Source organism: Gammaproteobacteria bacterium, assembly GCA_021648145.1.
Lineage (GTDB): Bacteria > Pseudomonadota > Gammaproteobacteria > JAADGQ01 > JAADGQ01 > S141-38.
The window spans coordinates 1-26,082 of the sequence record JAKITI010000005.1; the positions used below are offsets into that span (position 1 = coordinate 1).

The 26,082-nt window shown below is 42.7% G+C and carries 24 protein-coding genes; 14 read left to right on the forward strand and 10 right to left on the reverse strand.

Features of this window, described 5'->3' with window-relative positions; translation table 11 throughout:
• Positions 1–430 precede the first annotated feature (430 nt).
• Positions 431–1,558, forward strand: coding sequence for a hypothetical protein (locus L3J70_04150; protein MCF6235553.1), 1,128 nt, complete (start codon positions 431–433; stop codon positions 1,556–1,558).
• A 76-nt stretch (positions 1,559–1,634) separates the two neighbouring features.
• Positions 1,635–2,807, forward strand: a complete 1,173-nt coding sequence (locus L3J70_04155) for a hypothetical protein (protein MCF6235554.1) — start codon at positions 1,635–1,637, stop codon at positions 2,805–2,807.
• Positions 2,808–2,813: 6 nt separating this feature from the next.
• On the opposite strand, the gene bioF is transcribed toward L3J70_04155, so the two are convergent.
• Positions 2,814–3,974, reverse strand: a complete 1,161-nt coding sequence (gene bioF, locus L3J70_04160) for an 8-amino-7-oxononanoate synthase (GenBank protein MCF6235555.1) — start codon at positions 3,972–3,974, stop codon at positions 2,814–2,816.
• A 12-nt stretch (positions 3,975–3,986) separates the two neighbouring features.
• Positions 3,987–5,018, reverse strand: coding sequence for a biotin synthase BioB (gene bioB / locus L3J70_04165; protein MCF6235556.1), 1,032 nt, complete (start codon positions 5,016–5,018; stop codon positions 3,987–3,989).
• On the opposite strand from bioB, the gene L3J70_04170 reads away from it, so the two are divergent.
• The 6 genes from L3J70_04170 (at position 5,017) to infA (ending at position 8,725) form a co-directional block, all read left to right on the forward strand.
• The gene (locus tag L3J70_04170) at positions 5,017–5,799 is read left to right on the forward strand and encodes a ComF family protein (protein ID MCF6235557.1); all 783 of its coding nucleotides are present in this window, start codon (positions 5,017–5,019) and stop codon (positions 5,797–5,799) included. The genes bioB and L3J70_04170 overlap by 2 nt on opposite strands.
• A gap of 113 nt (positions 5,800–5,912) precedes the next feature.
• Positions 5,913–6,248, forward strand: a complete 336-nt coding sequence (gene grxD / locus L3J70_04175) for a Grx4 family monothiol glutaredoxin (protein ID MCF6235558.1) — start codon at positions 5,913–5,915, stop codon at positions 6,246–6,248.
• Positions 6,249–6,340: 92 nt separating this feature from the next.
• The gene (gene trxB, locus L3J70_04180) at positions 6,341–7,300 is read left to right on the forward strand and encodes a thioredoxin-disulfide reductase (GenBank protein ID MCF6235559.1); all 960 of its coding nucleotides are present in this window, start codon (positions 6,341–6,343) and stop codon (positions 7,298–7,300) included.
• Positions 7,301–7,392: 92 nt separating this feature from the next.
• Positions 7,393–7,695 carry a PilZ domain-containing protein gene (locus tag L3J70_04185; protein MCF6235560.1) on the forward strand — a complete coding sequence of 101 codons (303 nt, stop codon included), beginning with the start codon at positions 7,393–7,395 and terminating at the stop codon, positions 7,693–7,695.
• Positions 7,696–7,719: 24 nt separating this feature from the next.
• Positions 7,720–8,406, forward strand: coding sequence for a leucyl/phenylalanyl-tRNA--protein transferase (gene aat / locus L3J70_04190; GenBank protein ID MCF6235561.1), 687 nt, complete (start codon positions 7,720–7,722; stop codon positions 8,404–8,406).
• Between the two features lie 100 nt (positions 8,407–8,506).
• On the forward strand, positions 8,507–8,725 hold the full coding sequence (gene infA, locus L3J70_04195) for a translation initiation factor IF-1 (GenBank protein MCF6235562.1): 219 nt from the start codon (positions 8,507–8,509) through the stop codon (positions 8,723–8,725).
• Positions 8,726–8,787: 62 nt separating this feature from the next.
• Here infA and clpA read toward each other — a convergent pair whose 3' ends face one another.
• Positions 8,788–11,076, reverse strand: a complete 2,289-nt coding sequence (clpA, locus tag L3J70_04200) for an ATP-dependent Clp protease ATP-binding subunit ClpA (GenBank protein MCF6235563.1) — start codon at positions 11,074–11,076, stop codon at positions 8,788–8,790.
• Between the two features lie 28 nt (positions 11,077–11,104).
• The gene (gene clpS, locus L3J70_04205) at positions 11,105–11,422 is read right to left on the reverse strand and encodes an ATP-dependent Clp protease adapter ClpS (protein MCF6235564.1); all 318 of its coding nucleotides are present in this window, start codon (positions 11,420–11,422) and stop codon (positions 11,105–11,107) included.
• Positions 11,423–11,785: 363 nt separating this feature from the next.
• On the opposite strand from clpS, the gene L3J70_04210 reads away from it, so the two are divergent.
• Positions 11,786–11,998, forward strand: coding sequence for a cold-shock protein (locus L3J70_04210; protein ID MCF6235565.1), 213 nt, complete (start codon positions 11,786–11,788; stop codon positions 11,996–11,998).
• 47 nt (positions 11,999–12,045) lie between these two features.
• Here L3J70_04210 and icd read toward each other — a convergent pair whose 3' ends face one another.
• Complete coding sequence (gene icd / locus L3J70_04215) at positions 12,046–13,302, reverse strand: NADP-dependent isocitrate dehydrogenase (GenBank protein ID MCF6235566.1); 1,257 nt, start codon at positions 13,300–13,302, stop codon at positions 12,046–12,048.
• 177 nt (positions 13,303–13,479) lie between these two features.
• Here icd and phoU point away from each other — a divergent pair, with 177 nt between their 5' ends.
• The 5 genes from phoU (at position 13,480) to pstB (ending at position 19,047) form a co-directional block, all read left to right on the forward strand.
• Positions 13,480–14,193 carry a phosphate signaling complex protein PhoU gene (gene phoU / locus L3J70_04220; GenBank protein MCF6235567.1) on the forward strand — a complete coding sequence of 238 codons (714 nt, stop codon included), beginning with the start codon at positions 13,480–13,482 and terminating at the stop codon, positions 14,191–14,193.
• A gap of 86 nt (positions 14,194–14,279) precedes the next feature.
• A complete protein-coding gene (locus tag L3J70_04225; protein MCF6235568.1) occupies positions 14,280–15,326 on the forward strand; it encodes a PstS family phosphate ABC transporter substrate-binding protein in 1,047 nt (348 codons plus the stop codon).
• Positions 15,327–15,409: 83 nt separating this feature from the next.
• Positions 15,410–16,792, forward strand: coding sequence for a phosphate ABC transporter permease subunit PstC (pstC, locus tag L3J70_04230; GenBank protein MCF6235569.1), 1,383 nt, complete (start codon positions 15,410–15,412; stop codon positions 16,790–16,792).
• 40 nt (positions 16,793–16,832) lie between these two features.
• Positions 16,833–18,137 (forward strand): phosphate ABC transporter permease PstA, encoded by a 1,305-nt coding sequence (pstA, locus tag L3J70_04235; protein MCF6235570.1) that lies wholly within the window; start codon positions 16,833–16,835, stop codon positions 18,135–18,137.
• 70 nt (positions 18,138–18,207) lie between these two features.
• Positions 18,208–19,047: a phosphate ABC transporter ATP-binding protein PstB gene (gene pstB, locus L3J70_04240; GenBank protein ID MCF6235571.1), complete on the forward strand. Its 840-nt coding sequence runs from the start codon at positions 18,208–18,210 to the stop codon at positions 19,045–19,047.
• Between the two features lie 86 nt (positions 19,048–19,133).
• Here the strand turns inward: pstB and L3J70_04245 are convergent, their stop codons facing one another.
• From L3J70_04245 to ilvD, 5 genes are all read right to left on the reverse strand, one after another.
• On the reverse strand, positions 19,134–19,676 hold the full coding sequence (locus L3J70_04245; protein ID MCF6235572.1) for a cyclic nucleotide-binding domain-containing protein: 543 nt from the start codon (positions 19,674–19,676) through the stop codon (positions 19,134–19,136).
• Between the two features lie 314 nt (positions 19,677–19,990).
• Positions 19,991–22,036 carry a caspase family protein gene (locus L3J70_04250; GenBank protein ID MCF6235573.1) on the reverse strand — a complete coding sequence of 682 codons (2,046 nt, stop codon included), beginning with the start codon at positions 22,034–22,036 and terminating at the stop codon, positions 19,991–19,993.
• Positions 22,037–22,090: 54 nt separating this feature from the next.
• Positions 22,091–22,582: a hypothetical protein gene (locus tag L3J70_04255; protein MCF6235574.1), complete on the reverse strand. Its 492-nt coding sequence runs from the start codon at positions 22,580–22,582 to the stop codon at positions 22,091–22,093.
• Positions 22,583–22,707: 125 nt separating this feature from the next.
• A complete protein-coding gene (locus tag L3J70_04260; GenBank protein MCF6235575.1) occupies positions 22,708–23,649 on the reverse strand; it encodes a hypothetical protein in 942 nt (313 codons plus the stop codon).
• Positions 23,650–23,831: 182 nt separating this feature from the next.
• Positions 23,832–25,667: a dihydroxy-acid dehydratase gene (gene ilvD, locus L3J70_04265; GenBank protein MCF6235576.1), complete on the reverse strand. Its 1,836-nt coding sequence runs from the start codon at positions 25,665–25,667 to the stop codon at positions 23,832–23,834.
• Between the last annotated feature and the right edge of the window lie 415 nt (positions 25,668–26,082).

Sequence of the window (26,082 nt, forward strand, 5' to 3'; positions counted from 1 at the left end):
TATGGCGGCTCCTGACGAAAGAATAAACAGACTTGATAACAAGTGTGTTCGGTAGAAGTTCTTGCGTGATCTCATAGTGTGAGTCCCCTCTTGTAACAACATGAGAGACAACCTTGTCAAAAAATTAGTCCTTAAAAAAATAAATTATACACTTATACTTTACTTTAACCCTTAACCTAAACACACAATTTTTAACGAACTTTCATGTGCTATTATGGTCAATGAAAATATAGGGGGTATCGACTATTTTGAATTTTTCTTTAATCGGATGATGCTTGAATATTAAAGATTATTATTTAATAACCGATATCTATTCTTGCCGAAAGATATTGTTTACTCCTACAGTCGACACCATCACAGAACAAAATAAGCTTTAAAATAATAATAACAATTTAAAATAAAAACAATAATATACAGCTAGGTTTTTCTCATGAAATTTTCGACTCGAAGCAAAGCGCTTTTGCGTGCACTTGCTATGAGTGAAAAAACGGAACTTATCACTCAAGCACTCAAAATTTTACCACTCCTGCTTTTGTCAGGAAATGCTTGGTCAGAGACCAACATGACTTTAAATTTCAATGCGGGCTCAGGCAATAACAGTTTTTACCCTGGCGCATGCAATATGAGCGGCCCTGTAGCTGATAATGCCTGCGGTATCTCTCCCATCGAAAACCAGACTGAAGCCGACCCTGACACCACTCCTTTTTTTCAAGGCACCTACACTGACCCAGATACGCAAATAAGTTATTGGCATATGATCGTTGGTGATCCGGCTTCGGGGTTTGCCATGGAGAGTTATACTCCTGTCATTAACAGTTACGAATCAACAAGCGGCGGCAAACCCTCCAAAATATTCCAGCGAGGAGCAGAGTCATTAGAAACCCGCAGTGGCAATGGCTGGGATCCACTCGGGTTGAATCCTTCCAGAGATTTTGATTACACCGGCAATGCTACGGGTGATCCGTCCAAAACAATCATGCGACAAGTCATGGGGGGCTCCTGGGATGCTGCCACTAATACCTGGAGCTGTGAGGATACAGATGAATATTGTTCAGAATTTTTGAAAAATAAATTTCTTTTCAAACCCGTAATTACTCAACAAATCAATGAAACCGACTTTGTTCACAAATTTGCTTTGGATATGAGTGCAATTGATTATGACGACGACTCAACGGCAGGAGAACTGACCAATACAATCATCATTACTGATCCAGACATGCCCGACTTTGATATCAAAGCAGGGGATTTTAAAATGAACAACAATAATATTGAAATCAGCATACCTGACCCACAAATATCGACGATAAATCCAGAAATTACGGGGGGACGATATACTTACAATCAATGTGACGATCCACAACTCTCAAAGGGTATCGAGAGTTGCTGGCAAGACAATGATATTAATAATTGGGATTATCAAGAAGGAACATACAGTTATGTTGAGGGTAATGCTGATGTCCTCAATTATGAATGGGACATGTACTGGGATCCTTCACAAAATGCCGGGCTTGCCGGCAATGAAAGTAAATGTGCGAACAGCTTGGCGGGCAGTTGCTGATTTTTTAGATTTTAATCAAGTAGCCGATAAACAATGTATCAAGCGAGCTCAACATAACCATCGCTGGGGGAGAAGTATGCCCTTAAATATCATTGTTCAGGCAGAAAGTTTCATGAAACTTTCTATTCAAAGCAAGGGATTGCATTTTATACCTGCCTTGAGTAGAACAAGGAGTGCTGCCACTCAGTTATTAAAAACCCTGCCATTGCTCTTTCTGTTTGGATCAGTACACGCATCCACAGGAATGACTCTAAACTTTAATGTTGGACCACATAACAATAGCTTTGCTCCTGGGGCATGCGATATGAGCAATGCACCATCCAGCGCCATCGACTCTAGTTTGTGTAGCATCGGAAATATGATGACGACCGCAGATCCTGATAATACACGTTTTTTCCATGGTACTTACACTGACCCAGATACATCCGTAGCATACTGGCACACAATTGTCGGCGACCCAAGCACTGGATTCGCCATGGAGAGTTACATCCCTAAAGTCAATAGCTTTGAATCTACCAGTGGCGGCAAGCCCTCTGCAATCATGGGATGGAATAGAACACTAGAAGAGTACAGTGGTAATGGCTGGGATCCGCTTGGCATAAACCCTTCCAGGAATTTTGATTACACTGGCAACGGCACTGCTGATCCCACGAAAGTCATCGTACGCCAAGTGATGGGAGGCTCCTGGAATTCAGTTACAGGCAACTGGACTTGTGAAACTTCAGATGAGTATTGCTCAGAATTTATAAAAGATCAGTTTCTATTCAAGCCAAAAATTACTCAGAAAATTAATGAAGCCGATATGACACAGAACTTTGTTCTGGACATGAGTTCAATCACTTACAGTGATGATACAACCGCAGGTAATATTATAAATACACTTACGATAACTGACCCTGAAATGCCTGATTTTAACCCTGCAGCGGGTAACTTTCAGATGATTAACGGCACCATTACAATCAGCAACCCAGCCTCTGGTTCATCCACTTTCAATCCTAACGTCACGGGTGGACGATACACCTATACAGAGTGCACCAACCCAACGAACTACAATGGTGTAGACCATTGCTGGCAAGATAATGATATCAACAACTGGGATTATGAAGAAGGCTCATACAGCTATGTAAATGGTGGTGAAGCCGATGTGATGAATTATGAATGGGATGTGTACTGGGATCCATCACAAAATGGAGGTATCGCTGGCAATGAAAGCAAATGTTTAAATGGTATGTCCGCGAATAGCTGTTGAGTATAGTTACGACTTCCACAACTCAAGCAACATATCTAATAGACGACCCACATGATCTTTAGTATGCGTTGCACATAGTGTTACACGCAAACGAGCCGTTCCCTTTGGCACGGTCGGCGGGCGAATTGCACTGACTAAAATACCTCGCTTTAATAGTGCTTCACTCAACGCAATAGCTCGTTTGGAATCGCCCACAATCAACGGTTGTATCGCTGTTTTGGAATTTGATAACGGCAACCCCGCTTCTGCGGCTCTTTGACGAAAATGGGCAATCAGCATTTGCAGGTGGTCACGCCGCCAATCATCACGTTTCAATAATTCTAAACTGGTCAGCGTCGCATATGCGACCGCAGGTGGTATCGCTGTTGTATAAATATAGCTTCGAGCCTGTTGAATGAGTGTTTCGATGAGCAGTTCACTGCCTGCGACAAAAGCACCAAAAGTGCCGAATGATTTGCCCAAGGTTCCGACTAAAATTGGAACATCATTATTATTCAGCTTAGAATGATCCACCACCCCACGCCCTTGCTGGCCAAGCACCCCAAAACCATGTGCATCATCCACCATTAAAACGGCATCATGCATTTTGACAAGTGCAGCTATTTTAGGCAAAGGAGCCACATCACCATCCATACTGAACACACCATCACTCACTACGAGTGCTGACCCATGATATTTAACCAAACGCCGTGCAAGTGCATCACTGTCGTTATGAGCATAACGTTTTAACTGCGCTCCAGACAACCGAGCACCATCAAGCAATGATGCATGATTGAGGCGATCCTGTAGCACTAAGTCATTGCGTTGACAGAGCGCTGAAATCACGCCAATGTTCGCCATATAGCCTGATGAAAATAGCAAAACTCGCTCACGCCCCGTCCATTTTGCCAATGCATTTTCCAGTTCGTGATGAGCACTGCTGTGCCCTGTAACCAAATGTGATGCACCACTTCCCACACCATAAGTCGTCGCCCCCTCTTGCAATGCTGTAATAACGTCGGGGTGATTAGCCAATCCTAAATAGTCATTACTGCAAAATGATAGTACAAACTGACCATCAACAACTATTTCAGCGCCTTGAGGTGAAGAGACAATGCGTCGATGGCGATAAAGACCTTGTGATTTTTTTTGCTCAAGTGATTCGGATAACGAATCAATGAGTGACATGATAAAACCTGCTCAAGCGGCATCCGAACAAGCAGATTCACGACGCTTTTGCGTATCCCCGCGAACGACTACACCAAGATCCTTCAGCATTTGCAAGTCATCTTCGACCTGTCGTCCATTCGTGGTCAGATAGTCACCAATCATCACCGCAGAAGCCCCTGCCATGAAGACCATCGACTGCAAATCACGCAGGAAAGGACGGCCACCGGCAATGCGAATTTCTGCTTGGGGCAACATAAAGCGGTATACAGAGATCGTTTTCAAAATCTCCATTGGAGCCATCGGCGTGATATTTTCCAGTGGTGTACCCTCTTGTGGAACGAGAAAGTTCAGAGGCACGGAATCAATACCTAAATCACGCAGTGTCTCAGCCAGTTCAACACGTTGATCGAGACTTTCACCCATACCCAAAATACCCCCTGAACAAACTTTCAGACCTGCATCGCGGGCATGTTTGAGCGTATCAACATTTTCCTGAAAAGTATGTGTGGTGCATATATTGGAGAAAAAGCTTTCAGCCGTTTCTAAATTATGGTGGTAATTTTCCAACCCCATATTTTTAAGGTCCGTGGCAGTCTCTTTATCCAGCACACCTACACTCGCACAACGGCCAATATCTGAGCTGCCTTTAAGGGTGGTTAGATATTCATGCATCTGCTCACGCTCTTTATCAGAGCGAACGCCCCATCCCTTGGAAACAATACCTAAATCCGTTGTTCCCCAGCTGCGTGCTTTCTTAGCTTGAGCGGCCACATCTTCAACAGGAATATAGTTATAAGTAGGGGCTTGTCCATCATGGTGGGCGCTTTGAGAGCAGAAAGTACAATCTTCAGAACAATTTCCAGAGCGAATATTTGAAATTGCACAAGCTTCAATATCATGACCGCGAAATGTACGACGCAAACGATCCGCCCCCGCCATCAGTGATGACAGATACTTTTCATCCAGGCGAATCATCCAACGCCCCTCTTCAGCCGACATCTGTCCACCGCCCAATAAACGCTCTGTCAGGTCGTTAATGCGTTGATAAGTTTGGTCTGCCATGCTGCGCTCCGACTTGAATTTCTGGTATTGTAAAGCAGCCAACTATGCAAGGAATGCAAAACGCTGTCAACCAAGGAGAAGGGCTATAGTTTACAACTGGCTAAAAAAACTACAAAACAATGTTTTACCACCCCGCTGCCTGCTCTGCCATGCTGACTCAGAAACGGGGCTTGATCTCTGCGGTGGTTGCTATGACGACCTTCCTTTTCAACATTACGCTTGCCCACGCTGCGCGCTGCCATTACAAACAAGCAGCCTTTGCGGAAAGTGTCAACTACAAACGCCTCCTTACACCCAATGCACCGCCCTATTCAATTATGAGCCTCCGTTGGACTACATGATTCAGCAACTGAAATACTCAAAGAAGCTCACTTACGCACGTTTACTCGGAGAGCTCATGGCTCAACATCTCAAACAAACTGAAATCACCAAGCCCGACCTCATCATCCCCGTCCCCCTGCACCCAAAGCGAACTCGTGAACGCGGCTTTAATCAAGCACTTGAACTGGCTCGGCCTGTTGCCAAGTCACTTGAAATCCCTATTGACTATCATTCATTACACCGCATCCGGCATACTCCAAAGCAGGCCAATCTGACCGCCAGTCAACGCCATGAGAATCTAAAAAATTCATTTCACATCCGAAAAAAAATCAAAGTGCCTCATGTCGTACTATTTGATGACGTAATGACAACAGGCACAACCGTTGGGCTATTGGCAGAGGAGCTTATAAAAAATGGGGTGAAACGTGTTGACATCTGGATTTGCGCGCGAACAAGATAACACCTGAACAAGACTCAATAACACCTACACTTACTCCGTTTTTAATCCATTAATAAGCAGGTATACTCCAATACAACTTTAATCATCAGCTTAAAAATATCAAGAGGTTATTTATGGATACCATGAGTCAAATAAAACAACTAGTCGAAAGCAATGCGGTTATTATCTTCATGAAAGGTACGCCACAATTTCCTCAATGCGGTTTCTCCAGCCGCTCTTCTGAAGCTCTCAAAGCATGTGAGGAAAAGTTTGCATACATTAATATTTTCGAAGAGCCAGAAATTTACAAAAATCTGCCACAATTTTCTGACTGGCCCACATTCCCTCAAATCTATATTGATGGCGAACTCATTGGTGGCTGTGATATCACCATGGAACTTTATCAACGTGGTGAATTAAAGAATATGGTTAAAGACGCGGTGGCCAAACACACACCCAGTGAAAGTTAAGCGAGTATTTTTCAGGTACATTTTTTCTTGTCATGCGCTAGAATTAAGCAACAAATGCCAATCGCCACAGAAAATATACAGGTATGTAAAATATGAGCACTGAAAAGCACCAACGTTTACTCATTTTAGGTTCTGGCCCTGCAGGGTATACCGCAGCTATTTATGCCGCACGCGCCAACTTGAACCCTGTCATCATTACGGGCATACAGCAAGGTGGCCAACTGACCACGACCACTGATGTTGATAACTGGCCGGGTGATGCTGACGGCGTAGAAGGCCCTGAATTAATGGCACGAATGCAAAAACATGCAGAACGTTTTAATACCGAAATTATTTTTGATCATATTCATACCGCTGGTTTAAGAAAACGTCCTTTCACCTTGACAGGAGACAGCGGCACTTATACCTGTGATGCCTTGATTATTGCAACGGGTGCGTCAGCCAAATATCTGGGGCTTCCATCTGAAGAGGCATTTCAAGGGCGTGGTGTATCTGCTTGTGCAACTTGCGATGGTTTTTTCTACAAAAATCAAGATATTGCTGTCATTGGAGGGGGTAATACCGCCGTTGAAGAAGCACTCTATCTCTCCAATATTGCCAAACATGTGACCATCGTCCATCGTCGTGACCGCTTCAGCTCTGAAAAAATTCTTTCTGCTAAACTTTTGGAAAAAGCCAAAAATGGCAATATTAGTATTGAGTGGAACAGCACCCTTGAAGAGGTGCTGGGTGATAACATGGGCGTAACGGGCATACGTATCGTCAATAAACAAGACACTAAAAAAGAGATCGACCTCAAAGGTGTATTCATTGCCATTGGGCACTCACCGAATACCGACCTGTTTAAAGGACAGCTGGATATGAATAGTGGCTATTTGAAAGTTACAGGAAGCTATGCTGGAAATGCAACAGCAACAAGTATCCCCGGAGTTTTTGCGGCAGGTGATGTCGCTGACTTTACTTACAGACAAGCCATTACGTCAGCAGGCTCAGGTTGTATGGCCGCACTGGACTCAGAACGCTACCTCGACAACCTTGATACAAACCAATAAATGACCGATACCCTCACTACAAATAATTTTTTTGCAGTGAGTCTCAAACTAAAAGTGTAAAAAATATCAGTAACATATTGAAAGGATGCACTATGTTAAACAATAATGAGCGAAGAAATTTCCCCAGAATGTCCGCCAAGTGTGACATCACTTATAAAAAAAACAATGAATCAGAAACTTTAAAAGGAGATGTCATTGAGTTAAGTGCCAGTGGGCTATCATTTCAGGCAAAGCAACCTCTCTCTATTGGTACTACACTGGATATTTCAGTGATTCCAGAAACAAAAATAACGCCTGCCCTCAATGCTATCATTGAAGTCAAACGCGTTACTCCAGAGAACAATCAGTATAAAATTGCAGCAGAAATCAAGAAAATAAAAAACAATTCCACATAACAGTCAACTCTTTATATTTTTCATGTGAATAATCAAAAACTTTACTGGCTTGAACCCAATACGATCATCGACAACCCATTTCCACCTGTTGAGCATGCATTTAAAGAGCCCAATGGACTTCTTGCGGCAGGAGGCCAATTAACACCTGGCTGGCTTATTCAAGCCTACCGCCATGGCATTTTCCCCTGGTTCAATAAGGGTGAGCCCATTTTATGGTGGTCACCTGACCCTCGTGCTGTTCTACTTCCTGATGACTTGAAAGTTTCTCGCAGTTTACATAAAACACTCAACCAGAAACACTTTAAAATCACTTTTAATAAAGCCTTCACGCAAGTTATGAAAGCTTGTGCTGAGCCCAGAAAAAATACATCCGGCACATGGATTACGCCAGAAATGATTCATGCTTATAACGAGCTTCACCAATCAGGAATCGCTCACTCTGTTGAGGCCTGGCAAAATGATGAGCTGGTTGGAGGTATCTATGGTATAGCATTAGGTCAGGTATTTTTCGGTGAATCCATGTTTCACCGCACGCGTGATGCCTCAAAAGTTGCTTTTGTAAAGCTAATTGAACGGCTTCAGCAACAAGATTTTAAATTAATTGACTGTCAAATACGCTCTGATCATTTACAAAGTTTAGGTGCGACTGAAATACCACGTTCAGAATTTATAAAACGCTTAGACCTTCACTGTAATTACAGGAAATTTTAAACATCGTGACATTAATAAATGAAATATTTTGATAAAAACGGCACTTTCAGGCACTATACGCCTCTTTTATAAACTGGTAAGAGACCTAAGCAGGTAATCAATGGCGAAAGAAGAACATATCGAAATGGAAGGCACTGTGATTGACACCCTTCCGAACGCGATGTTTCGTGTAGAACTGGAAAATGGCCACGTCGTAACAGCACATATTTCAGGAAAAATGCGAAAACATTATATTCGCATTCTGACAGGTGACAAAGTCACTGTTCAATTAACTCCTTACGATTTATCAAAAGGCCGCATTACTTACCGAGGCCGCTAAAAGATCGCCAGAAGCCCGACCCTGAAAATACCACGGGCTTCCTCTATCTCTATACGATTCGGCTAACTTTCTACGGGCTCTTCAGCCTCATTAATCTCAAATGATAATTCATCACCTTCCAGACTAATACTCAAGTGCCCTCCTGAAGCAAGGCGACCAAATAGCAACTCTTCAGCCAAAGGCTTTTTAATACGATCCTGAATCAAACGCTCCATCGGGCGAGCCCCCATCAAAGGATCATAACCTTCACTTGCCAACCAGCTCCGTGCCATATCATCCACATCCAGAGTGACACCATTTTTCTCCAGTAGCACCTCCAGTTCAAGAAGAAATTTATCAACCACATTAAGTGTGGTGCGTTTTTCAAGTGATTTGAACTGCACAATAGCATCCAGACGATTTCGAAACTCAGGAGTGAATGCTCGCTTAATAGCCTCCATACCATCTGTTATATGGTTTTGCTTGGAAAAGCCCATAGAGGAGCGTGACATCAGCTCTGCGCCCGCATTACTCGTCATAACGATGATCACATTACGAAAATCTGTTTTACGGCCATTATTGTCCGTCAATGTGCCATGATCCATGACTTGCAGTAATAAATTAAATAAGTCTGGGTGCGCTTTTTCAATCTCATCCAGCAACAGTACCGCATGAGGTGTTTTGTTAATCGCTTCAGTCAACAACCCACCTTCATCGTAACCCACATAACCTGGAGGAGCTCCGATCAATCGAGAAACTGAGTGCCGCTCCATATATTCAGACATATCAAAGCGCACCAGCTCAACACCCATAAAGTGCGCGAGTTGACGTGTCACCTCGGTTTTACCCACACCCGTTGGACCTGCAAACAAAAATGATGCGATCGGTTTTTTTGCATTCCCTAGCCCTGAACGTGACATACGAATCGCAGAGACGAGTGTGCCAATCGCTTCATCCTGCCCATAAACGACCATTTTTAAATCACGATCCAGATTACGTAGCTTATCTCGATCTGAATTAGAGACACTTTCCGTCGGCACCCTAGCTATTTTGGCGACGATCTCTTCAATCTCCTTCACACCCATGGTTGTTTTTCGTTGCGCAGGCGATAACAAACGTTGATTTGCACCCGCCTCATCAATAACATCAATCGCCTTGTCAGGCAGGTGACGATCTGTAATATATCGTTCCGATAATTCAGCCGCAGACTCTAAAGCAGCCTGGGTATATTTGACATTATGGTGCTCTTCAAACCGTGACTTCAGCCCTGTCAAAATCTGAATCGTCTCTTGAACTGAAGGCTCATTCACATCAATTTTTTGAAAGCGACGCACCAGCGCATGATCTTTTTCAAAAACACCTCGATACTCCTGAAACGTTGTAGACCCCATGCATCGTAGATCCCCATTTGCCAAAACGGGCTTGATTAAATTTGACGCATCCATCACACCACCAGACGCAGAACCTGCGCCAATAATAGTGTGAATTTCATCAATAAACAGTATTGATCCTTGCTCTTTCTTAAGTTGACCTAAAACAGCTTTCAAGCGCTTTTCGAAATCCCCACGATATTTGGTGCCTGCCAACAAAGCCCCTAAATCCAGCGAATAAATGGTACTTTTCGCGATCACGTCAGGAACTTCACCATCAACAATCATTTTGGCCAAACCTTCGGCAATGGCTGTTTTACCCACACCGGCTTCACCCACAAGCAATGGATTATTCTTTCGACGACGACAGAGAATTTGAATCGTGCGCTGCACCTCATGCTCACGACCAATAAGCGGATCAATTTTACCCAGCTTTGCTAATTGATTCAGATTAACTGCATAAGCCTCAAGTGGTTTTTTAGCTGTCACCGCACCTTTTTCTTCTTTATCAGAAGAAGTATTACCGAGCGTGTCTTTTATAGGGTTTGAGCGCTCTTGGCCATCCGCTTCAGCTTTTGTAATACCGTGAGAAACATAGTTCACAACATCCAGTCGAGTCACACCTTGTTCATTAAGCAGGTAAACCGCCTGTGACTCCTTCTCACCAAAAATTGCAATCAGTACATTAGTGCTTTCGACCTCTTTCTTTCCTGCTGATTGAACATGAAAAACTGAACGCTGCAAAACACGCTGAAAACCTAGTGTAGGTTGGGTTTCTTTTTCCTCTTTTTCAGGAAGAACGGGGGTATTTTCTTTAATATAGGCTTGAATATTCTTTTTTAGTTTATCGATATCAACACGGCATGCTCTAAGCATGGTTGCAACTTTAGGGTTATCAAGCAAGGCAAATAGAAGCTGCTCTACTGTCATAAATTCATAGCGTTGCTCTCGTGCTTCATGGAAAGCCAGATTAAGCGTAAATTCGAGTTCTTTGCTTAACATAAAAACCTCTTAAATAATCATTCAAACATTAACTTTTTTCCATAGCGCATTGTAGTGGATGCTCATTTTCCCTCGCAAACCCATTGACTAATGATACTTTTGTTTCCGCAACCTCGTACGAAAACGTACCGCAAATCCCAACACCTTTAGTGTGCACCTGCAACATAACTGCTGTCGCCTGCTCCATCTCCATAAAGAAAAAACTCTCAAGCACATGCACTACAAAGTCCATTGGTGTGTAATCATCGTTCAGCAACAACACCCGATACATAGAGGGCTGCTTTAACTTTGGCTGTAATTCAGATACCGCCAAATCATCACTAAAATGATCCGTTTCATTTTCCATAATACTTAACCAGTATAACCAAAACCTAATAGAAATAATCGAATATTTTTTCATAAAACCACGGAAGATAAAAGATCATGAAAGTGCACTGACCTATCTTCATGTTTTGTAAAATAATTACATATGACAAAAAAACATGTAAAAAAACTTGACACATCATAACCTAGTAGTTGTATCATTAGCATGGACAATCCAATATATTCGCTTTAATATTACTTTTGAATATTTTTGGGTGTGCAGCACCATAATTTTAATAAAAATATTCAACTATCTGATTTTCGAGCCGAAAACAAGTTTGAATGGTGTTATTAAGCTATTCTATTTTAATTACAGGTAAGTAACTAACAAAAGAGGTAAATGACTATGGCAAAGGGAGTGGTGAAGTGGTTCAGCAACGCCAAAGGTTACGGCTTTATTGAGCAGGAAGAAGGAGGCGGGGATGAGGAGGTGTTTGCACATTTTTCAGCCGTCACTATGGAAGGCTACAAAACTCTAAAAAAAGGACAAAAAGTAGAGTATGAAATAGAAACAGGCCCTAAAGGCCTCTTGGCAAGTGAGATACGACTCGCATCGTAGTCCGCTTCCAAATCAAAAAAGGGGCGAAGGTAATCGCCCCTTTTTTGTTACATATGGGAAATTATTGCGTCACCAAAGTCAGTACAACTCAAGCATACGCCCTCAGCCATCAATGACGATAAATCCTGAGTCACCGTACCCGCAGAGATTGCACCAGTAACACCGTTCATAATCAAATCAGCCGCATCAACCCACCCTAAATAACGAACCATCATTTCCGCCGAAAGAATCAACGAGCTTGGGTTTACACTATTTTTTCCAACTAAATCAGGGGCTGTACCATGTGTTGCTTCAAACACACCAACGGTATCGGAAAGATTGGCTCCAGGTGCAATACCAATTCCACCGACCTGCGCTGCCAATGCATCTGAAATATAATCCCCATTTAAATTCAACGTTGCGATCACACTAAATTTTTCAGGCCGCAGCAAAATTTCCTGAAGAAAAGCATCCGCAATAACATCCTTAATAACAATTTGACGACCCGTATTCGGATTTTTTATCTGACACCAGGGTCCCTCATCTATCTCTTGAGCGGCAAACTCTTCTTTAGCAAGATGATAACCCCATTCCTTAAAACCGCCCTCGGTGAATTTCATAATATTCCCTTTATGAACAAGGGTCACCGAATCCTGATCATGATCAATAGCATACTGAATAGCTTTACGCACCAAACGTTCCGTACCTTCGCGGGATACAGGCTTAATGCCGATTCCAGACGTTTCAGGAAAGCGAATTTTGCTAACGCCCATTTCATTTTGCAGGAAGTCAATCACCTTCTTGACTTCAGGCGTACCCGCTTGCCATTCAATACCCGCATAGATATCTTCAGAGTTTTCACGAAAAATAACCATTTCAGTTTTTTCGGGTGCTTTCAATGGACTCGGCGTTCCGGGGAAATAACGAATGGGGCGCAAACAGAGGTAAAGATCCAGCGCTTGGCGTAATGCCACATTCAGGGAGCGCATACCTCCACCCACAGGTGTTGTTAAGGGTCCTTTAATTGCAATTCCATATTCACGAATCACTTTGAGTGTTTCGTCTGGCAACCAGATATCCCCCCCATAAAGTGAGTTTGCTTTTTCGCCCGCATAGATCTCCATCCATGAAATGCGGCGCTCGCTACCATAAGATTTTTTAATCGCCGCATCGACAACTTTACGCATCACAGGTGTGATATCAGCCCCCACTCCATCACCTTCAATAAAAGGAATCACTACTTGATGTGGAACATTCAGACCAAGACTCTTATTTACAGTAATTTTTTCACCGGACTTTGGAATGACGACTTTTTCGTAACTCATGTGTACCCCTTAAAATATGACCCAAACACACTTTTATTCATGGATAAAAAACGTACAAATCATAGCACATATTGAATAATCCTAGAAAAATCAAAAAAAGCATACATGAAGCTGTCATATTTATTTGTTAGAATAAAAAAATTCTGTTATTCGCCAAACAAAAACGAAGAGAAAACAATGAGCAACCTCAACATCAGCCAACACACACACAAACAATTCAATGCTGAACTTAAAGACCTTCACAATCAGGTTCTTGCAATGGGTGGGCTCGTAGAGCAGCAATTAACCGATGCATTGGTCGCACTAACGGATGGTGACCGTGTACGTGGTGATGCTGTCAACAACAATGATTACAAGGTCAACGCAATGGATGTAGCCATTGATGAGGAGTGTGCGCAAATTTTAGCATTAAGGCAGCCCGCCGCAAGCGACTTACGTTTTATTGTTTCCGTGATCAAAACAACCACTGATATGGAGCGCATTGGTGACGAAGCTGCAAAAATTGCTCGCATGGCCGTCCAGCTAGCCGACCAAGAGCGCCCCAAAAACAACTATGCTGAAATTGAGCATTTAGGTCAAAAAGTCCAACAGATGGTTCGTGACACTCTAAATGCTTTTGCTCGCACTGATGCTGAAGCGGCTCTTGAAATTGCACAGAAAGATGTCAAGGTCGACCGTGAATATGAAGCCGTACTAAGGCAGCTCATTACACATATGATGGAAGACCCCCGCTCTATTCGGCGAGTGCTTGATGTGATATGGGCCGCACGCGCATTAGAGCGTATTGGTGATCATTCCAAAAATATCTGTGAATATATTATATATCTCGTTAAGGGCAAGGATGTACGCCACACCCACCCTGATGAGATGGCAAACAAACTGAAAAGCTGACATATTTTTGTAATATTCAGTCGTTATTCTAGCTGTTCACAACCAAGACTGATTCTAGATAAAATCTCAGATAGAGGATTTTAAGTATGTTAAAAAAAACTGCCTTAACTGCACTGACTTCAATTGCTTTACTAAGCACATCCCAAGCATTTGCTGCCCGTGACTATGTAACAATTGTGGGCTCTTCAACTGTTTACCCATTCTCAACTGTTGTTGCTGAACAGTTTGGAAAAACCAGTAAATTCAAAACACCCAAAGTAGAAGCCACAGGCTCTGGTGGTGGTCTGAAGCTATTTTGTTCGGGTGTAGGCATCAATACACCTGATATTACCAATGCATCACGCCGCATCAAACAGACTGAAGTTGATATGTGCGCCAAAAATGGTGTTAAAGAAATAGTTGAAGTCAAAGTTGGCTACGATGGCATCGTAATCGCCAACTCTAAAAAATCCAATCCATACAGCCTGACCCGCAAAGAGATATTTCTAGCGCTCGCAAAAGAGGTTCCAGACCCTAAAGGCAGTGAAACATTAGTACCTAACCCTTACAATAAGTGGAAAGATATTAATAAAGATCTACCCGACACTAACATTGAAGTATTAGGCCCACCACCCACCTCCGGCACACGCGATGCTTTTGTTGAACTGGCAATGGAAGGTGGCTGCAAAGAAATTGCATGGATTAAAGCCATCAAAAAACAGGATAAAAACAGATATAAATCGATTTGCCACACAGTTCGTGAAGATGGAAATTATATTGAAGTGGGAGAAAACGACAACCTGATCGTGCAGAAACTGGTCGCCAACCCCAACGCCCTAGGTATATTTGGCTTTAGCTTTCTTGATCAAAACTCTGACAAAGTCCAGGGGGCTAGAATTGATGGTGTTTTGCCTGAGTTTGAAGAGATCGCTGATGGTAACTACATGATCTCACGACCACTTTATTTCTACCTTAAAAAAGCACATGTTGGCAAGATACCGGGCTTTAAAGAATTTCTCTCAGAATTTACCAGTGATAAAGCATGGGGAGAAGAAGGCTACCTGATTGACAAGGGAATGATTCCAATGCCTGAAGAAGAGAGAGCAAAATTTGCATCCGATGTTAAACACCTTAAAAAATTCTCTTTTGAATAAAAGGCTGGCATTATAAGCACCATTCTCGGTGGCTGGATTTTTTCAGCTACCGTTTGTTTTTATATTATCTCAGTAAACAATCAATGCAAACCACAACTCTAATTTTGTTACTGCTGGCTTTCAGTGTCATTGCTTACCAATTTGGCAAGCGACGCTCTCTTGTTATTGTCAGTGGAAAGGTCAAAGAACTGCACTCTTTACCCAGCTACTATGGCTATCTAACAGCAATTTGGTGCGGCATCCCCGCACTGATTATTTTTGGACTCTGGAGTGCATTTGAATCAACAATTATTACTCACTTAGTAGTATCTCATTTACCCGAAACACTACAAAACCTCTCAAGCAACCGTTTAAGCCTGTTTATTAATGACATAAAAAACCTGGCAAATGGCGGCATTATTTCGGGTGAAGTGGATGCCGTTACTACGGCCGCTGCTGAGCACTATAATAATCTACGGTATATCAGCAATGCGGCTCTAACTGTCTTTGTCTTGGGCATTGCTATCGCCTGCGCCGCTTTTACAGCCAAGAGTATCAGCAAAGAAAAGCGAGCACGCAATGAAGTTGAATTTGCGATTAAAGTTTTTCTAATCATCTGCTCCACTATCGCAATTTTTACCACACTAGGTATTGTTTTATCTGTGCTGTTTGAGGCCATTCGCTTTTTTAGAGTGGTACCCATTACTGAGTTTCTATTCTCCGCAGAGTGGAGCCCTCAAATGGCCATTCGAGAAGACCAAGTAGGCTCATCTGGAGCATTTGGCTCGATTCCTCTGTTTACCGGCACCTTGCTTATCACCGTCATCGCGATGTGTATCGCCGTACCGATCGGTTTGATGTCTGCGCTCTACCTCACAGAATATGCAACACCGAAATTTCGCACGGTCGCCAAACCTTTATTAGAAATACTTGCAGGTGTACCCACAGTTGTTTACGGCTTTTTTGCTGCACTGACGGTGGCTCCAATGATTCGTGATTACGGTGCTTTTTTAGGATTGGATGTCTCATCTGAGAGCGCTCTGGCTGCGGGCATTGTCATGGGCATCATGATTATTCCCTTCGTCTCCTCACTTTCTGATGATGTCATTAATGCTGTCCCTCAATCCTTGCGTGATGGTGCTTATGGGATGGGCGCAACCAAATCTGAAACCATTCGAAAAGTCATTATTCCAGCAGCACTGCCCGGCATTGTCGGGGGAGTATTGTTAGCGGTATCTCGCGCCATTGGTGAAACGATGATTGTAGTCATGGCAGCCGGACTCGCTGCTAATCTCACCGCAAACCCACTGGAAACAGTCACTACGGTCACGGTACAGATTGTGACGTTACTTGTCGGTGATCAAGAGTTCGATAGCCCTAAAACAATGGCTGCATTCGCATTGGGGCTGGTTTTATTTATTATTACACTGACTCTTAATTTCATTGCGCTGTATATCGTCCGTAAATACCGAGAGCAATATGATTAATTTATTTGCGATTCTCAATATTAAGAAAAAACAATAAGCTATGAGTAAAAAAAACCCCAACATGCTCGGCAATAGCACGGCTACTCGCGTTCAAGCGGGTTTAAAGAAGCGTTACGCAAAAGAGCGACGATTTCGTTTTTATGGTGTGCTTGCAATCACACTCAGCTTATTGTTTCTCTCATTTTTATTTATTAATATCAGCAGCAAAGGTTATACCGCTTTTCAGCAAACCTTTATTCAGATAGAAGTTTACCTTGATGAAAACAGTATTGACCCAGAAGGCTCCCGTGACAGCAATACACTCTCTTCTGCAAACTATGGTGGACTGGTTAAAAGTAGCCTGCGTTCGCTATTCCCTGATGTAAAAAAACGTAAAGATAAAAAGAAACTCTACAAACTGATTAGCTCTGGTGCAACGTTTCAGCTTCGTGACATGGTTATGAACGACCCCACACTGATTGGTACGACAACACGCATGTGGGTTCCTGCGGATGATGATTATGACATGCTCATGAAGGGGCATATTGATCGTACACTTCCAGAAGATGAGCGACGTTTGAAAGATCAAGAGGTGGCCTGGTTTGACCACTTAATTGAAAATGACCAAGTCAAAAAAAGTTTTAATATCACATTTTTTACTGCGGGTGACTCCCGTGAACCCGAGTTGGCCGGCATATGGGGCGCACTCGTTGGATCACTATTAACACTGTTTATTACTCTAATCATCTGCTTTCCATTAGGTGTTGCGACTGCCGTCTACCTAGAAGAGTTCGCACCACAAAACCGATGGACAGACCTGATTGAAGTTAACATCAATAATCTCGCGGCTGTTCCGTCGATTATTTTTGGACTGCTTGGCCTGGCTATTTTTATCAATGTTTTTCACCTGCCACGCTCAGCTCCTATTCTCGGCGGACTGGTATTGGCATTAATGACTTTACCGACAATCATTATTGCCAGCCGCACAGCGCTCAAATCAGTACCGCCCAGTATCCGCCAGGCTTCACTTGCAATTGGAGCATCGAAAATGCAAACGATTATGTACCATGTGCTGCCACTCGCCATGCCTGGCATGCTCACGGGTACAATAATTGGCATGGCTCAAGCACTAGGAGAAACAGCACCACTGTTAATGATCGGTATGGTTGCATTTATTGTCGATATTCCAGCGGGTGTCACAGATCCAGCAACGGTACTGCCTGTACAAATTTTTCTCTGGGCTGATAGCCCCGAACGTGCATTTGTTGAAAAAACATCTGCGGCAATTATGGTGTTACTTGCCTTTTTAATCACGATGAACTCACTTGCCATTTTTCTTAGAAAACGTTTTGAGAAACGCTGGTGACAGATACGCAACAACCAAAAATACTAAAGGGAATTACCCTTTTGTTTACTACTTAAAGGTTTAAATATTCATGGGAAACTCCAACATAACCGAACATAACAACAATGAAGCTGGCGATCAGTCATACAAAACAGTCGGCCAGATTACTGTTGACAACCCAAGAATCAATTGTCATAACGTCAATGTTTATTATGGTGAAAAACAGGCCATACACGATATCACTATAGACATTGGCACCAATGAAGTCATTGCAATGATTGGCCCTTCCGGCTGTGGTAAATCTACTTTTTTACGCTGCCTTAATCGCATGAATGATACGATAGACACCTGCAAAGTATCAGGTGAAATTCTGATTGATGGCCAAAATATCTATGACAAAAATATGGATGTGGTCTTGCTCCGTGCAAGGGTTGGCATGGTGTTTCAAAAACCGAATCCTTTTCCTAAGTCCATCTATGAAAATGTTGCATTTGGCCCGCGCATTCACGGTTTAGCCAACAACAAAGCCGAGCTGGATGAAATTATCCATACAAGTCTGGAAAAAGCAGGGTTGTTAAAAGAAGTTAAAGATCGACTGGATCAGCCAGGCACTGCGCTCTCTGGCGGTCAGCAACAACGTTTATGTATCGCCCGAGCTATTGCAGTCGATCCGGAAGTCATTCTAATGGATGAGCCCTGCTCTGCACTTGATCCGATAGCAACAGCGATTATTGAGCAACTCATGGATGAGTTACGTGAGCAATATACTATTGTAATCGTTACTCACTCAATGCAACAAGCCGCTCGTGTATCACAACGTACAGCTTACTTTCACCTGGGTAAATTAATTGAAGTGGGCCCTACCGAACAGATTTTCACTAACCCCAAGCACAAACTAACGGAAGACTATATTACGGGGCGCTTTGGTTAAGCTCCACCCTGCTGAATAACAAAATCATAAGGGGCTGATTTTGTTATTCCCTCATTGCTGACTTACGCAGCAACTTGGAGCACTGTTCAATACCTTCCATGTTGCTTGCTAATATAGTTCGTCAATTCAACATGTTGAATATTCATTCGCAAAATTATTTCATGCATATCACGCATAATGGCTTTCATCACTTTATAAACAAGGCGCGGTTCCGTATCCATCAAGCTTTCGAAATCCATTCGTTCAAAGCTGTATACGCGCGATTCACCTCTCGAAATTATTGAAGCAGTATGTGGCTTTCCAGTCACAAAACTTAAAGCCCCTGCAATACTTCCAGCTTTGCGTGTATCCAGCGTCACACAGCCCTGAACATCTGATTTTGCAACGACCAGCGTTCCACTCATAACTCCATACAAATATTGGCTATCGCAACCCTCTTTAATCAGATAAGCTTTATCTTTTAAAACGTGAAGCTCGACAATACCAATCAGTTTCCTGCATTCATCATCATCCAGCTCTTCGCTCAGAGAAGAATCTCTGACCGCATTAAAAAGTTCTTGATCCAGAGAGCGCTGCTCTGTTTCATTCGATTCATCCGAGTCGGTCACTCGTAACACAGTATCAAACATGTTTCTTTCTCCGTATATCATTAAAATTATTAAGAGATCACTTTATTATTAAAGTTCATCACCTGTTCGTGAGCATCATCACATAAATTGTATTATCTATTTTTCAATCTATTTAACGGGTTATTCCAACACTATTTTATGAAAGTAATATGACAAAAAAAACCTCACTCCAAAAGGAGTAAGGCTTCATTATCGGCATAGCTAATTAAAACTATAGCCACGACTCAGATTCTTTCTGAAGTCCAGCACTTCTACGTTAAAACCAACAGTTTACATATTTACGCTCACATTTTTCACTTTGAACAATTACAAACTTACTTCACAGGCACAAAAAGAAATTCACCCGACTCATGCCCGCCGTGACGAATGGGGGCATATTGAGGCGTTTGTTCAATATTGAATTTTGCTGCTGTTATATGCACTTTATCAGCCACATCACGATAGACTTTATAACCTTCCATTATATTTTCATTAGACTCCAGAGAATCAAAAAATGCTTGAGCGAAAATAGAGTGGCTACCACCACCGCTGTCCATTACGGGCTTTATTCCTCCTGATGTTAACACTGTTCTCGAACGTGTTTTGGCCATGACACCCATCCATTTTTGACGCACTTCATCCGTCAGATCAATATCGAGTCTAGCAAGAGATGAGCGTGTTAATGAACCCGAATAACAAGAGTCAGCAACCACCAGCACATGCTTGGCTTTCATTGCATTTAACTGCTCTGTAATTGAGATATTGGAGATCCAGTTTGCAGTACTATTCGGCTCTGCATCCACAGGCAGCCAATACCCCTGCATATTAATCCGATCAATCTCACCATGGCCTGCGTAATAGATCAGCAAGTTATCCTGATCGGTTAACTGCTCACGCAACCTGTTTAATTCAGACAAAATATCATATCGCGTTGCATTCAATAACAGGCTTGTTTTAAACCCATACTGATCTCGTAATACTTTTTCAGCGCGCTCAGCATCTGATACAGCAGTGGCCAAGTCAGGCATTTTTGGATATCGGTTATTACCAATAATCAAAGCATAGTAAGAGCCAAAATCAATTGAACTCACACGCCGTGACTGCGCTTTATCCAGAGGTTTTGTAACTGTTGCAGGGGCATTACGAAATTTAGGGATGAACATGAAATCAACAGTGGCTCGTCTGCCTTGTTTATCGACAGCAACCACTGAGACTGCTGTATCTGTTTTTTCAATCTCAATATTGGCTTTGAAGACATTATTATGTGCCAGTTTTTGAGGTTGATCATTCACTGTAATCGCAAGAATTCCAGCCGGTGCCGTCACTTTACCCACAATTAGACGCTCTTTCACGAAAGTACGTAATTTCACACTGGGAACTCCACGAGTCACCACAACAGGCGGGTCAATGATTTCTATAACAGGCCCTGCCAACTCAGAGTCCTGATTTTCACTTAGCTGATGCTCTTGAACCTTAACTGATTCCAGCTCTTTTTTAAGTCCAGTTTTTTGCTGTTTAAGCTCTGTCTGGAGCCAGTCCAGCTCTTTCTGCTGAGTTATAATTTTTGCTTCTTCCTGTACCAACTCCTGTTTTACAGCTTTTAACTTACTCTTGGCGCCCTCTGTATTTAGAGATTTTAACTGTTTATTTAAACGTACAACTCTGTTTTCTGCTGTGCTTAAGGCTGTTTTACGTAATTTGAGTTTTTTCTCGGTTTTATCCAGTTGCTGGCGAAGTAATTGTGCCTCTTGTTTACGGCGCTCAATCTCTTCTCTTAATTTTTGAGTTTTTTGCTCCACCTGTGATGCCACTGTGACTTCAATGGTTGATGAAAACTCCAGATCATCATCCGTAAGACCTGATGCTTTACGATACCAATTCAGTGCTTTCGCAACATCTTTCTCAATACCCAGACCTTTTTCATACATATAACCCAAATTAATTTGAGCGCTGGAGTAATTTTGTTCGGCTGCTTTTTTATACCAGGCATACGCAGATTGATAATCAGACTGAGTACCCAGCCCCTTTTCATAAATTTCACCGACATTGGTTTGCGCTTCTGGATCCCCCGCTTTAGCGCCATCAAGCCAAACTTTTAATGCCGTCCGATAATCAGAACGATCATAAGCGACATATTCCCCACCCCGAATTTCACAATCAATGGCAGATGTTTTGATCGGAAGGCGCGGTGTCAGGTAGCTCATTTGGCCACCTAATTTACGCACTTGCCCCGGCAACAAACAATCTACAATGAACAATTTTTCAACATCGACTTGTTTATTAGCCGAAGTCATACCCACTTGTTTCACCTGTTGCGCACAACCTACGACCGCCACCGTCATCAACGCCACAACAACACTCAGTGTTAATTTGTTCACCATCACTCTCACCTTTTTTGTAATTATTGACCTATAACACCACACATCAACCGACCATTATGAGTGGGATGATTTTTCACCTACTCTAGAATTCAACAGTTTTAACAGTTTCAATCTTTGCTTCGGTTCAAACAAATAATAGTCTATAACATCAATAGCCCCTCTACGCTCATTCAACTTTATTATTTTTCTAAAAGCACCTCGTACAGTTATTTTTGTAACTTCACTCCAAGAATACTTTTTTTCCCCACCAAACTCTTGAAAAGTTATACCTTTGTCATCAAGTACCAAGAGGGGTAAATCATATTTTAATAGTTTTATATTGACCCAGTAGTGACCTACCGAATATATCAGCATAACTACAAGCATAAAGACAGCGCCAAGTGCAATTTTATTAACGTTAATAGGTGTTGATTGATCAAAGAAGCCAATTGCTACGTTCGCAGCTACTGCACCAACGACAGTCAGAAATGCCATTTCAAGATTTTTTATTACAGCATTAAATAAATATTGCCACTTTGTTGTAATAAATTCGTATTTATCAGACATAAAACCTCTAGTTTCTACTGGGAATCTTGTTGTTCCCTTAGTGTTTGACAGTCTAACAATAATTACCGCAAAGCTCGTGCAATACACCACATAAAGTTACAATATTTTCAGAATGAATTAATTTACTATTCAATAGGGCCTTCTACAACGTCCCACACCTCTTTAAGTAAACTTTTTGCGCTTCCCACATACTGGTATGTTCCTGCTTCATATTTCCAAGTGGTAAAATCTTGACCGATACCCCCATCACCTTGATCAACCCAGCCCGCACCTGGCGTATAGGTATAACGACCTCCAGTCACATTGGAACCTCCCGCCTGGCTGTCAATGGCCATATCGAAGTAACCAGACCCAGGGCTCTCCAGAGGCAGATCAGGGTCACTAATTTTCATGATGTTTATAATTTCACCGGCAAGCGCATCATTATCATATGCGCTATTACTCATATCCAACTCAAAAAAACTTTGCATATATTCAGCGCTATCATTAATTTGCTGAGTAATTTTGGGTTTTAATTTCAGGTCAGCTTTAATAAATTCATAACAAAAAGCAGCACCACCACAACTCCAGGTACGGTTTTTTTCATCCCACTCGCCACCCATAACCTGACGCATCACAACTTTTGTTGGATCACCCGTACCATTTCCAGTAAATTCAACGCCATTGCCTGGATTGCGTCCTAACGGGTCAAATCCGTTTCCACTTTGCTGCTCATAATTACTCAAACGATAAGCCGATGGTTTTCCACCGCTATTAGAGTAGCTCCCTCCCGCACTTTCAACATAAATTTCATAAGCAAAACCTGTTGCAGGATCACCAATAATCTGATGCCAATACTGCACACCATCCACCATTACAAGATCTTGAAAAAATGGTGTGTCATCCGGTTCAGCCGCACCCGAATCACACATATCACCAAAACCTCCTCCCACACCACAATTTCCTGGCATTCCAGTATTACCGCCAGGCTGGAAATTTAACGGTCGGGGAAAATCCGAAAAAGCAGGATGTGAATAAAATAATGTCAGCAATAAAATAATCAGCACATGCTTTGCAGTAAGCCGCATACAACCTCCTAATGAAAACAGGTAATATCTGACTTACTCTATCGACAATTCAGATGACTTTTATAAATATCTGAATGAGAGATTCATCCCATTTCTTTCAAAAAACAGATGTTGTCAGGCAAAAAAATACCCCGTCCTAAAAGTAGGAAAGGGTATTTTAATTGCGTTACGCGATATTAGAGCTAGATGTTTCGTACCGCCCCTTTTGAAGCAGATGTTGCCATCGAAGCATAAGCACGCAATGCTTTCGAAACATAACGCTCACGATTTTCCGGCTGCCATGCAAGACTTCCTTTCGCCTCCATCACTGAGCGGCGCTTTGCCAATTTCTCATCAGAGATATCCAGGTGAATGGTTCGGTTTGGAATATCAATATTAATGGTATCTCCCTCTTCAACCAGACCAATCGCTCCACCTTCAGCCGCTTCAGGCGATACATGACCAATCGACAAACCCGATGTGCCTCCCGAAAAACGCCCATCGGTCAGAAGCGCACAAACTGCACCCAAACCTTGAGATTTCAGGTAGGTTGTCGGATAGAGCATTTCCTGCATTCCAGGGCCACCGCGTGGCCCTTCGTAACGCACGACAACCACGTCACCCGCTTGAATACTGTCATTCAACATCGCTTCAACAGCCGCTTCTTGGCTCTCCATCACGCGTGCTCTGCCTGAAAATTTCAAAATACTATCATCAACACCGGCTGTTTTTACCACACAGCCCTCCTCCGCAATATTGCCAAACAGTACAGCTAAACCACCATCCAGACTGTAAGCATGCTCTTTATCACGGATACAACCATTTTTACGATCCTGATCCAGTGAAGGATAATAAGAGTCTTGAGAGAATGCTTCAGTTGTTGGAACTCCACCTGGAGCAGCTTTGAAAAATACTTCAACATCTTGAGATGAATTCAGCTGAACATCCCATTGATCAATCGCATCACCCAAAGTTTTAGTATGAACCGTCGGAACATCACGATGAATCAAACCGGCACGATCCAGCTCGCCAAGAATACTCATAACGCCGCCTGCACGGTGAACATCCTCAACATGATACTTAGGCGTACTGGGTGCAACTTTGCACAAATTAGGCACGACACGCGACAGGCGATCAATATCATCCATCGTAAAATCAATTTCACCTTCTTGTGCTGCGGCCAACAGGTGCAATATCGTATTCGTTGAACCACCCATCGAAATATCCAGGCTCATCGCATTTTCAAACGCATTAAAATTAGCAATATTTCGAGGCAGCACCGAGTCATCGCCTTGCTCATAATAGCGTTTAGCCAAGCCAACAATGCTGCGACCCGCTTCAAGAAACAGCTCTTTGCGCCGAGCATGGGTGGCCACCAAAGTACCATTACCTGGCAGAGACAACCCTAACGCTTCTGTTAAGCAGTTCATCGAGTTGGCGGTAAACATGCCAGAGCATGAGCCACAGGTTGGACAAGCCGAGCGTTCCATCTGCAAGCTATCTTCATCACTCACATCATGGCTTGCACCAGCGACCATCGCATCCACCAAGTCCAGGTGAATTTCCTGCCCCCCTTTTTGAATTTTTCCTGCCTCCATGGGGCCACCAGAAACAAAAATCACCGGAATATTCAAACGTAATGCAGCGTTCATCATGCCCGGAGTAATCTTGTCGCAATTGGAAATACAAACAATCGCATCCGCACAATGTGCATTCACCATATACTCCACAGAATCGGCAATGATTTCACGTGAGGGTAAACTGTAGAGCATTCCAGCATGCCCCATGGCGATTCCATCATCAATCGCGATAGTATTAAACTCTTTAGCAATACCGCCCGCTTTTTCAATCTCCCGTGCAACCAATTGACCCATGTCTTTCAGATGAACGTGACCCGGAACAAACTGTGTAAAAGAGTTCGCCACCGCAATCAGTGGTTTATCAAAATCCCCTTCTTTCACTCCTGTGGCACGCCACAAAGCACGAGCACCGGCCATATTGCGGCCATGAAAAGTGGTTCTGGAACGATATTCTGGCATGAGTTACTCCTCTTCTAAAACGACCATCTTTAAAACCTATAAAACGCAGTTGAACCTCTGTAGTACAACTGCGTTTTATAGATTAAAGCTTTTTTCTAAATCATACAAATAGCTACAGATTTTAAGTAGCTTCCATGCCAGACAGCTCCCTTCACATACTTAAATCTGACTCAAAAACCGTCCGTCAAACCTCAGTGGAAGCGGTGAAGCTCACAGACGCTATTAATCGGGGCAGGCTGTACCCCATCAATATGTAGTTGCAAGCAGTGTGATGAACGTCATATGAAATTATTTTTTCATATGCGAGACTTAAAGCAACTCATTAATTTGAAAGTTTTATTTGTTAATGAAGAGAGCTCAATAAAATTAATTTAGAGAATAGTTTATAGGGCATGGACTGGGAAAATTTCCCCCT

Coding starts and splice junctions, on each gene's coding strand:
- L3J70_04150 (MCF6235553.1), top strand. CDS start 431: ATGAAATTTTCGACTCGAAGCAAAGCGCTTTTGCGTGCACTTGCTATG.
- L3J70_04155 (MCF6235554.1), top strand. CDS start 1,635: ATGCCCTTAAATATCATTGTTCAGGCAGAAAGTTTCATGAAACTTTCT.
- bioF (MCF6235555.1), bottom strand. CDS start 3,974: ATGTCACTCATTGATTCGTTATCCGAATCACTTGAGCAAAAAAAATCA.
- L3J70_04170 (MCF6235557.1), top strand. CDS start 5,017: ATGCTGCGCTCCGACTTGAATTTCTGGTATTGTAAAGCAGCCAACTAT.
- bioB (MCF6235556.1), bottom strand. CDS start 5,018: ATGGCAGACCAAACTTATCAACGCATTAACGACCTGACAGAGCGTTTA.
- grxD (MCF6235558.1), top strand. CDS start 5,913: ATGGATACCATGAGTCAAATAAAACAACTAGTCGAAAGCAATGCGGTT.
- trxB (MCF6235559.1), top strand. CDS start 6,341: ATGAGCACTGAAAAGCACCAACGTTTACTCATTTTAGGTTCTGGCCCT.
- L3J70_04185 (MCF6235560.1), top strand. CDS start 7,393: ATGTTAAACAATAATGAGCGAAGAAATTTCCCCAGAATGTCCGCCAAG.
- infA (MCF6235562.1), top strand. CDS start 8,507: ATGGCGAAAGAAGAACATATCGAAATGGAAGGCACTGTGATTGACACC.
- clpA (MCF6235563.1), bottom strand. CDS start 11,076: ATGTTAAGCAAAGAACTCGAATTTACGCTTAATCTGGCTTTCCATGAA.
- clpS (MCF6235564.1), bottom strand. CDS start 11,422: ATGGAAAATGAAACGGATCATTTTAGTGATGATTTGGCGGTATCTGAA.
- L3J70_04210 (MCF6235565.1), top strand. CDS start 11,786: ATGGCAAAGGGAGTGGTGAAGTGGTTCAGCAACGCCAAAGGTTACGGC.
- icd (MCF6235566.1), bottom strand. CDS start 13,302: ATGAGTTACGAAAAAGTCGTCATTCCAAAGTCCGGTGAAAAAATTACT.
- phoU (MCF6235567.1), top strand. CDS start 13,480: ATGAGCAACCTCAACATCAGCCAACACACACACAAACAATTCAATGCT.
- L3J70_04225 (MCF6235568.1), top strand. CDS start 14,280: ATGTTAAAAAAAACTGCCTTAACTGCACTGACTTCAATTGCTTTACTA.
- pstC (MCF6235569.1), top strand. CDS start 15,410: ATGCAAACCACAACTCTAATTTTGTTACTGCTGGCTTTCAGTGTCATT.
- pstA (MCF6235570.1), top strand. CDS start 16,833: ATGAGTAAAAAAAACCCCAACATGCTCGGCAATAGCACGGCTACTCGC.
- pstB (MCF6235571.1), top strand. CDS start 18,208: ATGGGAAACTCCAACATAACCGAACATAACAACAATGAAGCTGGCGAT.
- L3J70_04245 (MCF6235572.1), bottom strand. CDS start 19,676: ATGTTTGATACTGTGTTACGAGTGACCGACTCGGATGAATCGAATGAA.
- L3J70_04250 (MCF6235573.1), bottom strand. CDS start 22,036: ATGGTGAACAAATTAACACTGAGTGTTGTTGTGGCGTTGATGACGGTG.
- L3J70_04255 (MCF6235574.1), bottom strand. CDS start 22,582: ATGTCTGATAAATACGAATTTATTACAACAAAGTGGCAATATTTATTT.
- L3J70_04260 (MCF6235575.1), bottom strand. CDS start 23,649: ATGCGGCTTACTGCAAAGCATGTGCTGATTATTTTATTGCTGACATTA.
- ilvD (MCF6235576.1), bottom strand. CDS start 25,667: ATGCCAGAATATCGTTCCAGAACCACTTTTCATGGCCGCAATATGGCC.